Annotated in this window: 19 protein-coding genes and 2 riboswitches; of the genes, 11 read left to right on the top strand and 8 right to left on the bottom strand. The window is 38.0% G+C overall.

Going from position 1 to position 15,107, the window contains the following annotated elements; genetic code table 11:
* The first annotated feature begins 90 nt into the window (after window positions 1-90).
* The 6 genes from vrrA (at window position 91) to J416_RS04385 (ending at window position 4,084) form a co-directional block, all read left to right on the top strand.
* Window positions 91-627 carry a VrrA/YqfQ family protein gene (gene vrrA / locus J416_RS15035; RefSeq protein WP_169331760.1) on the top strand — a complete coding sequence of 179 codons (537 nt, stop codon included), beginning with the start codon at window positions 91-93 and terminating at the stop codon, window positions 625-627.
* Between the two features lie 82 nt (window positions 628-709).
* A complete protein-coding gene (gene msrA / locus J416_RS04405; protein ID WP_003466046.1) occupies window positions 710-1,669 on the top strand; it encodes a peptide-methionine (S)-S-oxide reductase MsrA in 960 nt (319 codons plus the stop codon).
* Window positions 1,670-1,728: 59 nt separating this feature from the next.
* Window positions 1,729-2,775, top strand: coding sequence for an AbrB family transcriptional regulator (locus J416_RS04400; protein ID WP_003466045.1), 1,047 nt, complete (start codon window positions 1,729-1,731; stop codon window positions 2,773-2,775).
* Between the two features lie 86 nt (window positions 2,776-2,861).
* Window positions 2,862-3,065: a DUF6501 family protein gene (locus J416_RS04395; RefSeq protein WP_003466044.1), complete on the top strand. Its 204-nt coding sequence runs from the start codon at window positions 2,862-2,864 to the stop codon at window positions 3,063-3,065.
* A gap of 99 nt (window positions 3,066-3,164) precedes the next feature.
* On the top strand, window positions 3,165-3,728 hold the full coding sequence (locus J416_RS04390) for a histidine phosphatase family protein (RefSeq protein WP_003466043.1): 564 nt from the start codon (window positions 3,165-3,167) through the stop codon (window positions 3,726-3,728).
* Between the two features lie 116 nt (window positions 3,729-3,844).
* A complete protein-coding gene (locus tag J416_RS04385; protein WP_003466042.1) occupies window positions 3,845-4,084 on the top strand; it encodes an indolepyruvate ferredoxin oxidoreductase subunit alpha in 240 nt (79 codons plus the stop codon).
* A 34-nt stretch (window positions 4,085-4,118) separates the two neighbouring features.
* Here the strand turns inward: J416_RS04385 and J416_RS04380 are convergent, their stop codons facing one another.
* Window positions 4,119-4,394, bottom strand: coding sequence for an acylphosphatase (locus tag J416_RS04380; RefSeq protein ID WP_003466040.1), 276 nt, complete (start codon window positions 4,392-4,394; stop codon window positions 4,119-4,121).
* A 196-nt stretch (window positions 4,395-4,590) separates the two neighbouring features.
* Here J416_RS04380 and J416_RS04375 point away from each other — a divergent pair, with 196 nt between their 5' ends.
* Together J416_RS04375 and J416_RS04370 are read left to right on the top strand one after the other, a co-directional pair.
* Complete coding sequence (locus J416_RS04375) at window positions 4,591-6,105, top strand: FAD-dependent oxidoreductase (protein WP_003466033.1); 1,515 nt, start codon at window positions 4,591-4,593, stop codon at window positions 6,103-6,105.
* Between the two features lie 313 nt (window positions 6,106-6,418).
* Entirely contained in the window at window positions 6,419-7,549 is a 1,131-nt protein-coding gene (locus J416_RS04370) for a CAP domain-containing protein (RefSeq protein ID WP_003466032.1), read from the top strand.
* A gap of 34 nt (window positions 7,550-7,583) precedes the next feature.
* Here the strand turns inward: J416_RS04370 and J416_RS04365 are convergent, their stop codons facing one another.
* The 5 genes from J416_RS04365 to tenA form a co-directional block, all read right to left on the bottom strand.
* Complete coding sequence (locus tag J416_RS04365) at window positions 7,584-7,898, bottom strand: DUF2680 domain-containing protein (protein WP_003466025.1); 315 nt, start codon at window positions 7,896-7,898, stop codon at window positions 7,584-7,586.
* A gap of 108 nt (window positions 7,899-8,006) precedes the next feature.
* Window positions 8,007-8,804, bottom strand: a complete 798-nt coding sequence (locus tag J416_RS04360; RefSeq protein WP_003466022.1) for an energy-coupling factor transporter transmembrane component T family protein — start codon at window positions 8,802-8,804, stop codon at window positions 8,007-8,009.
* On the bottom strand, window positions 8,794-10,254 hold the full coding sequence (locus J416_RS04355; RefSeq protein ID WP_003466019.1) for an ABC transporter ATP-binding protein: 1,461 nt from the start codon (window positions 10,252-10,254) through the stop codon (window positions 8,794-8,796). Before J416_RS04355 ends, J416_RS04360 begins: the two co-directional genes overlap by 11 nt.
* A gap of 4 nt (window positions 10,255-10,258) precedes the next feature.
* On the bottom strand, window positions 10,259-10,846 hold the full coding sequence (locus J416_RS04350) for an ECF transporter S component (protein WP_003466016.1): 588 nt from the start codon (window positions 10,844-10,846) through the stop codon (window positions 10,259-10,261).
* Window positions 10,839-11,534, bottom strand: coding sequence for a thiaminase II (gene tenA / locus J416_RS04345; protein WP_003466013.1), 696 nt, complete (start codon window positions 11,532-11,534; stop codon window positions 10,839-10,841). The genes J416_RS04350 and tenA overlap by 8 nt, the downstream gene beginning before the upstream one ends.
* Window positions 11,535-11,616: 82 nt before the next feature.
* Window positions 11,617-11,723: riboswitch (TPP riboswitch) on the bottom strand.
* Between the two features lie 155 nt (window positions 11,724-11,878).
* A riboswitch (Lysine riboswitch) is annotated at window positions 11,879-12,062 on the top strand.
* A 140-nt stretch (window positions 12,063-12,202) separates the two neighbouring features.
* Between tenA and dapA the strand changes: the two genes are divergently transcribed.
* Window positions 12,203-13,093: a 4-hydroxy-tetrahydrodipicolinate synthase gene (gene dapA, locus J416_RS04340; protein WP_003466010.1), complete on the top strand. Its 891-nt coding sequence runs from the start codon at window positions 12,203-12,205 to the stop codon at window positions 13,091-13,093.
* Window positions 13,094-13,194: 101 nt separating this feature from the next.
* Window positions 13,195-13,644, top strand: coding sequence for a YaiI/YqxD family protein (locus J416_RS04335; protein WP_003466006.1), 450 nt, complete (start codon window positions 13,195-13,197; stop codon window positions 13,642-13,644).
* On the opposite strand, the gene J416_RS15895 is transcribed toward J416_RS04335, so the two are convergent.
* Window positions 13,641-13,799, bottom strand: a complete 159-nt coding sequence (locus tag J416_RS15895; protein WP_003466005.1) for a hypothetical protein — start codon at window positions 13,797-13,799, stop codon at window positions 13,641-13,643. The two genes, J416_RS04335 and J416_RS15895, sit on opposite strands and share 4 nt — an antisense overlap.
* Before the next feature lie 19 nt (window positions 13,800-13,818).
* Window positions 13,819-14,607: an alpha/beta hydrolase gene (locus tag J416_RS04330; RefSeq protein ID WP_003466004.1), complete on the bottom strand. Its 789-nt coding sequence runs from the start codon at window positions 14,605-14,607 to the stop codon at window positions 13,819-13,821.
* Window positions 14,608-14,738: 131 nt separating this feature from the next.
* Between J416_RS04330 and J416_RS04325 the strand changes: the two genes are divergently transcribed.
* Complete coding sequence (locus tag J416_RS04325) at window positions 14,739-14,996, top strand: hypothetical protein (RefSeq protein WP_156809508.1); 258 nt, start codon at window positions 14,739-14,741, stop codon at window positions 14,994-14,996.
* Window positions 14,997-15,107 lie beyond the last annotated feature (111 nt).

Genomic DNA, 15,107 nt, shown 5'->3' with positions numbered 1-15,107 from the left:
CGGTAATGAAGAGGAAATATGAGTGGTGCCTATATCAATTCATCCGCCGACACATATGCTAGTAATAAAGAGTATGGGAAGGAGATGCATATGTTTCGACCACCACATCAACCGCCAAACATGTTTCCTCAACAGCCATTCCAAAATCAAGGGTTCTTTAGTGGATTGCCAAGTAGAGGGCCAATACCAGGGCAAGGCCCAAGTGGATTACAAGGAATCTTGCAGCGTCTGTTTTCTTCTTCATCTTCAACACCTGGGTTCATGCCACCTGGATCTGGTGTAACAAGTAGTGGGGGAAATATAATGAATACATTGAATAATGTCCAACAAGCACTAAAAGTGGCTCAACAAGCAACACCATTAATTAAAGAATACGGACCAATGGTTAAAAATGCGCCAAAGTTGATCCAAATGATGAAAGCCCTAAATGAGATCAATAACGAGGAAGATGATGAAAATGCAATAGCTGATTCGGATGACGGTAAAGAGAAAGTGAATATCAATGAATCGGATGAAGAATTAGACACTATTCTTGATGATATAGATGAACAAGTGAATGAAGATGAATTGAAAGAAATAAAGCCAAAGAAAGAGAACGGACAATCGAAACCGAAGTTATTTATATAATCATTCCATATGCGGAGCGCTTGCATTTTTACAATGAACGTAGCAAAATAATAGGTAACAATGGATAGAGGAGGCTTTTTGCATGGTAGCATCCTACGAAAAAGCAACGTTTGCAGGTGGCTGTTTTTGGTGTATGGTAGAGCCATTTGATCAACAACCAGGGATCATTGAAGTCGTATCTGGTTATACAGGTGGTGACAAGCCGAACCCAACATATGAGGAAGTATGTACGAATACAACGGGCCACAGAGAAGCGGTTCAAATCACTTTTGACCCTCATGTATTTTCGTATCAGAAATTATTAGACATCTTTTGGCAACAAATTGATCCAACCGATGCAGGCGGTCAATTTAATGATCGAGGCGACTCCTATAAAACAGCCATCTTTTATCATAATGAAGAACAAAAGCGATTAGCTGAGCAGTCAAAACAACGACTAGAAGAAAGCGGAACATTCCAAGAACCGATAGTGACAGATATTTTGCCTGCCAAAACATTTTATTCAGCTGAAGAAGAACATCAAGATTATTATAAAAAACAATCATTTCATTATCAGTTGTATAAGAAAGGTTCAGGCAGAGCTGACTTTATTAAGAAATATTGGAAAGACATTGATTCTAAAGAAGAACTAAAAAAGAAACTTACTCCTATTCAGTATCATGTAACACAAGAAAATGGAACCGAGCGCCCGTTCGATAATGAATATTGGAATAACCAAAAAGAAGGTCTGTATGTCGATATCGTGAGCGGAGAACCGTTATTTACAACCAATGAACAGTATGACGCAGGATGTGGCTGGCCAAGTTTTACTCAACCACTCAATCGGAATGCGTTAAAAGAAAATTTAGATACATCCCATGGCATGAGACGAATTGAAGTACGAAGTGATGAAGCGGATTCGCATCTCGGTCACGTCTTTGATGATGGTCCGATAGATCAAGGTGGTATGCGCTATTGTATTAATTCAGCGGCACTTCGTTTTATACCGAAAGAAGATTTAACAAAAGAAGGCTTTGAACAATATAAACATTTATTTGAATAATAACGAAGCTTCCCTTTCTAAGAGGGGAGCTTTTCGTACATGTGAGGTTGTGGCATTATATGAAAAATCAGCTATTTTCGTATATGTATATTTATTCTATATCCCTAGTGGGGACCAGTTTGTTTTTATTATTACATATCCCGCTACCTTGGATTTTAGGACCACTTGTTGCCATTTTTGTTCTGAAACAGATTCATCAACAACAATTTTTGATGCATCCCATGTTACGTAACATCAGCTTTACGATTACAGGTATACAAATTGGTGCTACTTTTACGGCAACAACAATTGATAAAGTCGTTCCATACTTTCTACCTTTCACCTTGTTAACATGTGTGATCATAGGCGTCTGTATTGCAAGCGGATACGCCATTGCAAAGTGGACAGACATTCATTTACCGACAAGCTTGTTAGGGAGTATACCAGGTGGATTATCTGTAATGGTCGCGATGAGTGATTCAACGAATGCCAATACGGGACTTGTTGCCATTTTTCACACTATTCGTTTAATGGCTGTGTTGTTTATTGTCCCACTCATAGCCAGTCAATTTTTTCTACAGGAAGGCTCCCAAGAAACAGCAAGTCAGATTGACGTGATCCATAATAGTCATCCAGCATGGTGGACGGTAGGTTTTTATGTTATCTTTTTTATCATCGCATACATATTTCGTTTTAAAGTTCCAGCGGCTTTTGTGATCATTCCTATGTTTTTCGTAGCTGCTAGTCAATTACTAGAATTCCCACTGATTTCTCTACATGAATCTATTTTTCATTTTGCCCAAATGACGATTGGGATGCACCTTGGATTATCGATTCTCATCAGCGATTTAAAAAAAGCTGGCAAATATACATTTATTTATTTAGGATTAAGTTGTTTTCTCATTTTCTTTTCAGTCATCTTAGGTATATTATTTGCACATTACTCAACATTAGACGTAGCAACTGCGATGTTAAGTCTTGCGCCAGGCGGACTAATTGAAATGGCCTTAACAGCTAACGAAGTCAATGGAGATCCATCGATTGTTGGTTCCTTACAATTAATCCGCATGTTATTTATTATTCTCATTTTACCCATTGGTTTAAAACCATTCATTAAAACTTATTGACGATAATCATATTATGTAAACTATTATACTGTTACTTGTCATTCGTTCGTAAAGCCTTTATTATAGAGAAGAGGGAGGGAATGTAAATGATCCATCAAGACTGGGAAAGTAATCGAACAATCAAAACGATTGAATGCGTTCATACAAATGCACAAAAATTTAAAGTAGATACCGTATTAACTCCTGGGAATACTTACGAAGTGAAAAATGAAACAGATGAGTTTTATTTTGTCATAGATAATACAAATCGCATCGCTGGATTTAAAAAGGAATATTTTAAAGAACTGTAACGACAAAGCCTTAGATAAGGTTTAATCGATAGCAAAGCGGGAAATAATAGATGAATAGGTTTTAACGATTTTAGGATCCCCCAACTAGGAGCTGATAGTATGAAACGAATCTTGCTTGTACGTCATTGTGATGCACTCGGTCAACATAAAGATTCACCCTTGACGAAAAAAGGGTTGCAACAGGCTTATGAGTTAGCTCGTTTGTTAGAAAGACAAAGTTTTTCTATTGATCATATCATTTGTAGTCCGTACTTACGTTCTGTAGAAAGCATTCGTCCGTTTGCTAATCGGATGAATATATCTATTAAAACGGATGAACGATTAAAAGAACGAGTGCTAAGCGAAGAGCCAGTTGATGATTGGTTGGAAATTCTAGAGGAGTCATTTCAAAATTATCAGCTAAAGCTTCCTGGCGGGGAATCATCAAATGATGCTTTTTTGCGTGCCAATGAACTATTAGATGAGTGCATGACAAATGCAACAAATGAAAATTTTCTTTTGGTTACTCATGGCAATCTGTTAACACTTATGCTGAAAAAGTTCCATGCGGATGTAGGGTTTCAAGATTGGAAGAATTTATCAAACCCTGATGTGTATGTTGTTCAACGAATTGGTGGAGAATATATGGTTGAACGATTATGGGAAGAACCGAACCAATGGTAAACTTTTTCGTTTGTTTTACAACGGCAAACAAATAAGCTATAATGGCAATTAGAATTCAATGTGTACAAAGTCGTACATAAAATATAAAGTTTTACGTAAGAAGGAGGGGAACAATCTTGGCATTTGTTATTACATCACCTTGTGAAACAGAAAAAGCAGGCGAATGTGTAGAAGTTTGCCCTGTTGATTGTATAGAAGAAGGGAAAGATATGTTTTATATCGATCCAGACATATGCATCGATTGCGGCGCATGTGAGGCTGTATGTCCAGTCGAAGCGATTTATATGGAAGATGAAGTACCAGAAGAAGAAACAAAATATATTGAACTGAATCGTAAATTCTTCCAGGAAGAATAGAAGAGAAAACCGCTATGTTCAACATAGCGGTTTTTTAATATATAATTTTAAACTTTTTGAAATCTTCAAGCTTATGAATTTTAGTCTTTTGAACGTTTTTTACTTTAGCAAAGAACGATGGCCCTTTATGAATCGCTCGGAAGAAGTCTGAAAGAGATTGTTCATCACCTTGAGCTTCGATTTCTACTGATCCATCTTGTAAATTACGCACCCAACCTTTGATGTTATGCTCCAGAGCCGTTTGATACGTGAATTGTCTAAATCCGACACCTTGAACCCTTCCAGTAACAATTGCGTGAATCCGTTCCATAAAAATCACCTCACTTCTTTATCTATCCCTATTATAACCATTCGTCGCTCAATAGATAAAGCAATCGTATTACTCATAATTAAAATATAACCTTACAGAGTAATGAAACAATTTCCGTGTATTTTACATATTCTCAACTTTATTGGTAATAATAATTCTACAAGGTAACTGAACGTAGGTGGAAGGGGATTTTTTCATGAACCGACATATACCATTATGGCAATCCGAACAAGTAATCCAAGAGTTTCCTAAACTGAATGAAGATAAGAAAACAGATGTAACGATTATCGGTGGTGGAATCACTGGGATCACAACTGCATTTTTATTATCACAGCAAGGCGTACGCGTTGTATTAATTGATAGAAATCGCGTAGCTAATGGGACAACCGGGCATACAACAGCGAAGGTAACAGCACAACACGGTATGATCTATGATGAATTCATCCAACATTTCGGTACAGAATATGCTCGTCTGTATTACGAAAGTCAAAAAGAAGCAATGCGTCAAATTGAATCGATCATTGAATCGTTACAAATTGATTGTCAGTACGAAAAACAAGATGCGATTTTATACACTAATGATGAAAAACAACAAAAGAAACTAGAAAAGGAGCTAACCGCATATCAACAGTTAGACATTAAAGGGAACGAGGTGAGCGAATTACCATTTCACATTCCAGCTTCCTTCGCATTGAAAATGTCAAACCAGGCACAATTTCATCCCATCTTATATGTAAAGGGGATGATTGATGAATTAGCGAGAAATGACATTGAAATATATGAACAAACAGAAGCTGTAGATATTGAAAACAGTGATCACACGATCGTTCGTACAAACACACAGCATACGATTGTCTGTGATTATGTCGTACAAGCGTCACATTTTCCATTCTATGAAGGAGAAGCCTTTTATAGCGCTAGAATGTATCCTAGCCGTTCGTATCTTGCTGCATTTTCATCTAAGGAGATGTATCCCGGAGGTATGTATCTAAGTATTGACCAGCCGAAAAAAACCTTGCGAACCGTCACACATAACGGAAAAGAGTTATGGATCGTTGGTGGCGAGAACCATAAAACTGGTCAATATAAAAAGCAAACGTCACCATATCAATTATTACAGCAATTCGCGGAAAATTATTTACCTGTTGGAAACTGGGAATATCAATGGTCAGCGCAAGACTATACAACGTTAGATAAGATGCCATATATTGGACGTTTAAATAAAAATCGTCCAGAAATTTTAATTGCTACAGGATTTCGTAAATGGGGGATGACAAACAGCACGGTCGCTGCTGATTTGCTGTCAAAAATGATATTAGACAAAGAGTCACGTTATATCGATTTATATAGGCCGACGAGATTCCAAGCTGATCCAAGTTTAAGGAAACTGATCACAACGAACACAAATGTAGCAACTGAATATATACGAGGAAAATTTGCACAAGAAAGGCATACAGAAAATGAAATCAAGCCAGGTTCAGCGTTGAAAACCAAACAAAACGGCCAAGTCATCGGATTATACAAGGATAACGAACATAAAGTACATGCCATTGACACAACATGCACACATTTAGGCTGTGAAGTGAACTGGAATGATACGGAGAAATCGTGGGACTGTCCGTGTCATGGATCACGATTTACACCAGAAGGCAAAGTAATTGAAGGCCCAGCAATTAAAGATTTACCAAAAGTTCCGTATAATAATGATTAATACTCGATCATTTTTTATTTTGTCTCACTATCTTAAGTATACTTGTTATTTGAGATATTGAGACACTCCTTCTAAATTACTTCCGATAATGTATATTATGTAAACTAGAAAATAATTTTTATAGTGTGTCCATGTTATATATCTTTTACCCTCTTCTATATGAATATCTGTTTTACTATAGAATATATTGGTTAAACTGTTTCACATATATATTTATTGGTTTGATTATCACTTATTTGACGTTTTTTATATTGCTTACCTCCGTCGTTGTTGCTATGATAATTTAAAGAAATGATTTGTCAGGAGTGTAATTTTGCTAAAATTAAAAAGTATCATCGCCCTATTGTTGATCGCGGTTGGTTTCTGGTATTTTTATGGTGATACATATGAACGTTCGGGTCTATCAGGTGTTGCAAAAAACATTCGTACAGACGTAAGTGATTTCGTGACACAACCTGAATTTCAAAACACGTTGCACGCCATATCTGCGTATACAGAACGCTTACTCGAAAGATTAAGTCATCTTAATGAAGATAAAAATAATTCTGAAAGCGATACGCCTGAACAGCCTAAACTTAATCAGCCATCGGAACAAACTTTTTCCATCCATAATGTCGAAATTAATGATAATCGTTCGGAAGTCGAGGAAAAAGTCGGCAACCCTCAGAGATCTTCGGAGAATGATTATGGAGCCAACTGGTTTACCTATCACGATGAGTATCATAACTTTTTCATGGTAGCATATGATCAAGAAAATAAAGTGGCTGGACTTTATACGAATCAAGACCTCCTCTCTTCTGAAAAAGAAATTAGTTTTGAAACGAACAAGGATACCGTATTATCTACATTAAACGAACCGATTCAAACGATGCGAAAAGGACTTGTTCAATATCAAGTCGATGATACGGGCGAATACGACATTTTTCAAATCGATCAAAACTATGTCACGATCTTCTATGACAAACATGACAATTGGAAAATTGCTGCTATACAAATTATCCGGGAAGATCTTGAACAACAAAAAGAAGAATATTTCGGTGAACCAAGTAATGAATTGAGAAATGGGTTGGAAAAACAATTATTTGATCTAGTCAATGCTAGCAGAATCAAGCATGGCCTCTCCCCTTTATCTTGGGATCACTCAACTCTAACAACTTCTCGTGATCACAGTGAAGATATGGCACATAATCATTATTTCGGACATACGAACCTTGATGGTCAAAGCCCATTTGACCGACTTGAGGAAGACGGTGTGACGTACCGCATGGCTGGTGAAAATTTGGCTTCTGGCCAACCGAGTAGTATTTACGCACACGCTGGATTGATGAATTCCAAAGGACACAGAGAGAATATATTAAAAGAAGGATTTGAAACACTTTCAGTAGGCGTAGCGTTCAATGAAGAGGCACAACCGTTTTATACAGAAACGTTTCTTACAAAGTAAAAGTCAACACCATTGAAGTGTTGACTTTTTCATATTAATTTTTATCGTGCGGCTTTTTACCATGCTTTCTATCCCATTGTGGGACAAAATCATTTTCTTTCAGTTTTTCGTAATGTTCTTCTAAATGAGAAATAATCTTTCCTCCCTTTTCCTCTGAATATACACCGTATTCAACGTATTTCTCAACAATTTTCACCTGTTGTTCTAGTGCTTGTTGCTGGAGTTTAGCCATCTCATTTTGTTGTTCGTTTGTTAATTCCACATCTTGATGCTGTTCAGCGGTTACTGAAACAGCACCAATGCCTACCAAACCAAACACCATAACAATCATCATTATAAAACGCTTCATCTTTATACCTCCTCGTTAGCTATCGCTAATCATATCATGTGTAAAAATTTCTTTTATATCCGTACTTTTAACAATTAATATAAATTTTTTAGTTCCGGATCACTCTCATTAACGTACATTGACAACTGGAAAAATTGGAAATGAAATAGCAAGATATAAAGAACAAACGAGTAAACCAGATACGATAACGAAAAAGAGCAGGTCATAAAATGAGTAAGTTAATGGATAATAATACGTCCTCCCTTGCTCCGATTGTGAAAATTGCTTAGCCTCCATCGCTACAGCAATGCGATGGGCTCGGCGAATACTTTGTGCTAATAAAGGAATAGCGTACAATCGAATACGTTGATAAACACCTTTAATTCCCTTTTCATAATTTATCCCACGAATTTTCAAAGCCTGCCTTAAAACTTGAAACTCTTCCGCAATAATTGGCAACATACGAATAGCTGCCATAAAACTGTACGCATACTTTGGATGCAGTTTGAATTGCTGCATTAATGAATAAAAAAGTAAAACAGGTCGCGTCGTTAATGCAAAAATCAAGCCAAATAAGCCAAAAACAATGCTCCGAAGTCCTAAATGTAACCCTCGATAAAAACTTTCCTCTGTAATATGAATTATCCCGAAACGAAACCATGTGGTCTCACCATCACCGAATAACACCATTGCCACAGAAGTTGTCACGAAAATCAAGATAAACGGCGCAAAAAGAAGGCCAATCGTCACCCAGCGATGCCCTGTATAAAAAACGTACAACAAACTGGTGCCCATTCCAATATAGACAATCATATTCGGGTTATGAATAAAAATTAACCCAATAAAAATGATCATAAGTATTGAAAGTTTTACGCTCGGATTGACTTGATGCAACCAAGTCGTTCGATACGAGAAATTAAGTTGCATTGGTAAATGTCACCTCTTTTAACGATCGCATCGACAAGTTTCCTTGATGCATGTATCCTTTCTGAGTGGCAAACTGGTTTGAAATCGCATCATCGTGTGTCACCATCACAATGGCAGTTCCTAGTTTTTGTAATTGTTGAATCATGTTCATAATTTCAAACGTATTACGCGCATCTTGTCCGAACGTAGGTTCATCCAACAATACAAGCGGTGGACGATTGATGATGGCAGTCGCTATACTTAACCTTTTCTTTTCCCCTGTTGAAAGCTCATAAGGATGCTTCTTTTGGGTATGTTTTAAATGAATTTGTTGCAACATTTCGTCAATCCAATCATGCTTTTCTTCATCAGTGAGATCGATGTTAGTTAGTGAGAATTCAAGCTCTTTGTATACTTGATCAGTGACAAATTGTAATTCTGGATTTTGAAAGACAAAGCCAATTTGCTGATAAATAGGCTGATGATCGACAAATGAGTCAGGATTATAGATACAAGTACCAGCTGTCGACAACAGTTCGATTAATCCTAATAAGAACGTACTTTTTCCTGATCCGTTTATCCCGCGAATTGCGATCAAGTCACCTTTCGCAATTGTCATATTATCAACCGAAACCTGTTCTTTTTTATTCCGATAAACTTTGAAGTCAGACAATTGAACAAGAACATCTGCGTCTTTATGGTCTATGTCAGCAAACTGATGAAATGAATGAGAGCGGATATAATCATTCCATACGCCTGGATACCAAATACCATGTTCTTTCCATTGACTTCGATGTTGTTGCCATACTGTTTGCGGATTGTCATCTGCAACGATTTGTCCTTTTTGGTTGATAAAGACTACTCGATCTACATAATCAAGAACTTTTTCGATCTTATGTTCAACGATTACAACTGTTTGTTCTTTACTTACTTGCTTTATGGTGTCCCATACCCGTTGAGTCCCCTCTGGATCAAGCATCGCAGTTGGTTCATCCAGAAACAATATATCAGGCTGTAACGCCATTGCTGAGGCAATCGCTAGTCGTTGCTTCATGCCACCTGAGAGTTCCGAGATTTTCGTATGAGCATTCGTCAATTTCAAGCCGACAAGATGCAGATAATACTGAATATAGTCCTCCATTTCAATGTGTGGAACTTGCATGTTTTCAAGAACAAAGGCTAATTCTTCATCTACGTAAGGCATACAAAATTGAGCGTCCGGATCTTGAAATACATACCCATATGCATTAGGTAAAGTACGCGATTGATAAGTGACAGGAACTTCTACACTATTTGGGATCAACCCGGATAACACTTGCAGTAATGTCGACTTCCCTGATCCTGATGGCCCTACAATTAATACTTTTTCATTCTTTTGTATGGAAAGAGAAAAATCCTTCATTAAAAAGGATTTTTCCCCACTAAATTTTAAACGGAGATGATCTACAGAAATTGCGTTTTCACACGTCACGAAATCACCTTCCATCCTCTAATGCACGATAATCATCACGGGATACGGGTCTGACAAGATTGGTTACACCCGTTTTTTCTAATGCTTGGACAAGATAATAAGCAAACACACCCGTAATGACGATCGATCCAATAAGGCGAGCGCCAATATATAAAAGTAAATTCCATAGCGCTAAATCTCCGATATATCCGTAATACGTATCGAGCCATAAAGATCCAATACCAGCTAGAATACCAGCCAAGCACATAACAACGAGTCGATAACTCTTGTAGCGAAATAGTGCGAAAATCACTTCGCAGCCTAGCCCTTGGATGAAACCATAGAGTAAAAGAGAGATCCCCCATTGGCCACCAAACATAAACTCACCTTGGGCAGCTGCAATTTCTGCAAGCAGACCCACACCTGGCTTCTGAATAATGAGAAAAGCAACGGTTGCCGCCATAAACCACATCCCGTATATCAGTTGGTCAATGTGTAAGCCGAATACGGACAGAAAACTATAAAGCGGACCCCAAATTTTATAAATCAGACTGAAAACAAGAGCGATAACAACTGTGACAAGTACATCCGTAAGGGTTAACTTTTTACTCATTCGTCCCACCAACTTTCGTATTTAATAATTGATCCCATGATTCCAAATGATAAGCCATGTCCCAAAACATGTATTCATAATTACTGCTGATCACAAAATGCTCTTTCATTCGTTCCAAGTCATTTGAAGTTACTTGCGTTGCTATCTCATCTAAGCGATCAATTTGTTCCTTAACTAATTGTTTGAACCAGTCACCACCGTAAGCCTCTATCCACTTTTGATAGACTGGATGTTCAGGTTGTTTATCTTTAAGTTCTTCTCCCACCTCATAATAGAGCCAATAACATGGTAAAATGACAGCAATTACATCACCTAAATGTCCATGATAAGCCGCACGATAGAGGTGTGAAGTATAGGCATAAGCTGTTGGAGATGGTTGGAAGTCGCTCTTCTCTTCTTCTGTTATATTTAACATTTCTGTAAATGTTCTGTGTAACTCAAGCTCTGCTTCATACGTACCTTGTGCATGAGCAGCCATTCGGTTCGTTCGTTCAAATGAATCAGCTTTAGCTGCACCGAGTGATTGTACACGAGCAAAGTGGGATAAATAATAAGCATCTTGTAATACATAATACTTAAATTTCTCCACTGGTAAGGTCCCATTCCCGATTCCTTGCACAAATGGATGTTGAAAACTCGCCTGCCATACTGCATCGACTTCTTTTCGTAATTGCTCTGAAAATTTCATAACTATTTCCTCCCTTATACGCAAAAAACCACTATCCATACGTCGACATAGGGATAGTGGTATACACTTACAGAATAATATATAAGTATGACCACCACTTCCCTACGCTGGTATGAACCAGATCAGGTTCCAAGGGTCTTAAAGTGTCACTTTAATCTCAGTCTTCACAAGACACCCCTAGTGGTTGATGCGCAATATTTTTTTATTCATGTATATTTTATCAAATACTTCCAATTTGTCAATTCACTTTTAAGATTTATTTCAAAATGATTTTCACTTGCAATCTATTCATATCTCTGTTATGGTATATATACAATTCCATAGTATTACTTCAATTTAATTGAAGTGAGAGTAGAGGCGCGATGACCATGAGTAAATATCTTGAAGGTGATGTTCCTGTAGATAGGTATTGAAAGGGGAATTTGCCGAAGTGAAATAGAAATAACATCATTTTATTTCACTGGTCCACCATTGAAGAAATGCTGGGCTGTCATATAGTGGAATACTATATGGAGGGCTATCTCACGCATCATATACCATAACAAGATGATGCAACAATGATACCCTCATTGTTGCATCTTTTTTCGTAAAGGCATCAATGGTGATGAGATACCCTCTATTCATATTCGTAATCTTTAACAAAAACGATGAATAGAGGTGGAGAAATCATGGATTTTGGACGTATTTTAACAGCAATGGTCACACCATTCGATCAACAAGGACAAATTGATTTTCATAAAACAGAACGATTAATTCATCATTTGTTAGCTAATGGAACCGATGGATTAGTTGTTGCAGGAACAACCGGTGAATCACCGACATTAACAAAAGAAGAGAAATTGTCACTACTTCAGTTTGTTGTCAAAACCGTTAACGGTCGTGTACCTGTGATCGCAGGTACAGGGTCAAATAACACACAAGCATCGATTGAATTAACGCGTCAAGCCGAAACAATCGGTGTGGACGGGGTTATGTTAGTCACACCTTATTATAACAAACCTTCTCAGGAAGGAATTTATCAACATTTTGCAACGATCGCGAACGAAACGACGTTACCTGTTATTCTTTATAATATCCCAGGACGAACGGGCGTCAACGTTCAACCAGAAACTATTATTCGCTTATCACAAATCGATAATATTGTCGCGGTAAAAGAAGCAAGTAGTGATCTTGATAACATCACAAAAATTTGTCGTGAAACAAGTGATGATTTTCTTCTCTACAGCGGTGATGATAATATGACATTACCGATTCTTTCCGTTGGTGGTTACGGCGTGATTTCGGTTTCTTCTCATATCATTGGTAATGAAATGAAACAAATGGTACAGGCGTATGTAGATGGAGAAAATCAACAAGTGGCATCGCTTCACCAGCAGATTCATCCGATCATGAAAGCCTTGTTTATGGCACCAAGTCCAACACCGGTGAAAGCTGCATTAGCTTTTTCAGGAATGGATGTTGGTTCTGTTCGGTTACCAATGATTCCATTAAATCAAGAGGAAACTGAACGCTTAAAAGACGAACTTTACTTCGTCCATCAAAACTATGATGCGGGATAAATCAATAAACGCTCACTAGACCTCCACTCTTCTACTTTTCGTCTAGTGAGTTTTTCTGTTTACATAGCATGTATAAATGAATCGAAGGAAGTGTTCATTTTATGAAAATTTTAGTCGACGCTGATGCGTGCCCAGTCGTAGATACGATCATTGAAGAAGTAGAACCATACCAGCTACCCGTTACATTAGTGCGCAGTTACAATCATTTTTCTATGCAAATGTACCCGTCATTTGTAACTGTATCCTATGTCGATAGTGGTGCAGATGCTGCCGATTATAAAATCGTACAATTGTCTACTCCTGGAGATATCATTGTCACGCAAGATTATGGGTTAGCTGCATTAGGGTTGGAACAAGGTTGTACAGTCATCCATCACTCGGGTTTTATTTATAAATCCGAACGCATTGACCAGATGCTACAAGAAAGACACATCAATGCGAAAGCAAGAAAAGCTGGTCATCGAACAAAAGGACCGAAAAAATTAACGGCAGAACAAAAAATGAGCTTTCGCAAGACATTACGAAAGCTATTACAAGATTATACATATTAGTTTGTCGTTTCGTGTTTTTGTGTTGTGTCATCTACCCTTTCAGCGATGCCACTTACAACCCATCGATTAGCAGTCTCATCATTTATTTCATAGATTTTACCTGCACGAAGTAGCTGGTCCTGATACGTAGACTGTACGAGCATTTTTATTTTCATGATTTTTTACCTCCAACAATTACTTGATATAATGTTCCATCCAATCCAAACATGCATCCTTCCATGTACGCGTATGATGTTGATCATTAGCTAAGCCAAGCCCATGTCTTCCTTCTTGGTAAATATGTAAATCATAAGGAATGCTACGTTTTTGTAACGCTTGCACATAAAGCAAGCTATTCATCGAAGAAACAGCTTGGTCTTCAGCTGTCGACCAAATAAAAGCAGGTGGTGTATGATCGCTAACGAGGTTCTCACAAGATAATTGCTTGATGATTGACGCATCTTGTGTTTCACCTAGCAAATTTTGCTTGCTCCCTTCATGTGTGTACTCCCCCATTGTAATTACTGGATAACACAAAATTTGAAAGTCAGGGCGACTTGATTGACGTTCAATTGGATCTTCCGGCGATTCAATGCCATCATCAAACATCGTACTGAGCATTGCTGCTAGATGTCCACCTGCAGAAAAACCTAAAACGCCTACTTTGCTTTGAGAAGAAATTCCCCAGTTTGGCAAATGGTACCGAACATAGCGAATGGCATATTGTCCGTCCTGTAATTGGATTGGATAATGAAAAGGGGCGACGTGGTAGCGGAGTACGCAAGCATGATAACCAGCCTGGTTGAGCCATTTTGCCACAGGTTCACCTTCATGATAGGCTCGATGATGGTACGCACCACCAGGAATTACAATAATCATCGGCGCGTTCGGTGCGTCACTAAGCAAATAGGTTGTCATACTTGGGCATGCTTCATTTACATCCACGTCCTCTTGATTACATTCTTCTTGCGTTAAGACCTTCACCCATAAACCATCCTCTCTCTTTTTCTATTATTATAACAAAAAATGGGCACATACCCTAGCTAATTTGTCATTCATGCATAGGCTACTATTGAGATAGTTATCTTTAACTCAGATTTGAAAGGAGCACAATTATGATGCATCCACCCGTTCAGCGTCAATTCCAACCTTATACTGAGGAGCACGATCAGCGATTTTTTGGACCCATAGGACCTTTAGGTGCTGGTTTATTAGGGTTTGGCCTAGGATTTCTCGGAGGAGAATTAATTGATGGCCCCGGTCCATATGGTCCCTATGGTCCTGGACCTTACTCTCCATATGGATACGGACCGGGCCCGTATGGACCTCAAGGACCTCCTTACGGACCTTATTACGGCCCAGGACCGTTTTAAAGTCAACATTTGTATTTCCTAAACGCTGGTTTCTAAAAGATACATGCTAAAACAGGGATAGGTTTCACCATCCCTGTTTTGTTTTTTACTTATCGCTGTTTTCTAAAAGGT

This window comes from Gracilibacillus halophilus YIM-C55.5, assembly GCF_000359605.1.
Taxonomy (GTDB): Bacteria; Bacillota; Bacilli; order Bacillales; family Amphibacillaceae; genus Gracilibacillus; species Gracilibacillus halophilus.
This window is presented reverse-complemented; position numbering and strand designations above follow the sequence as displayed.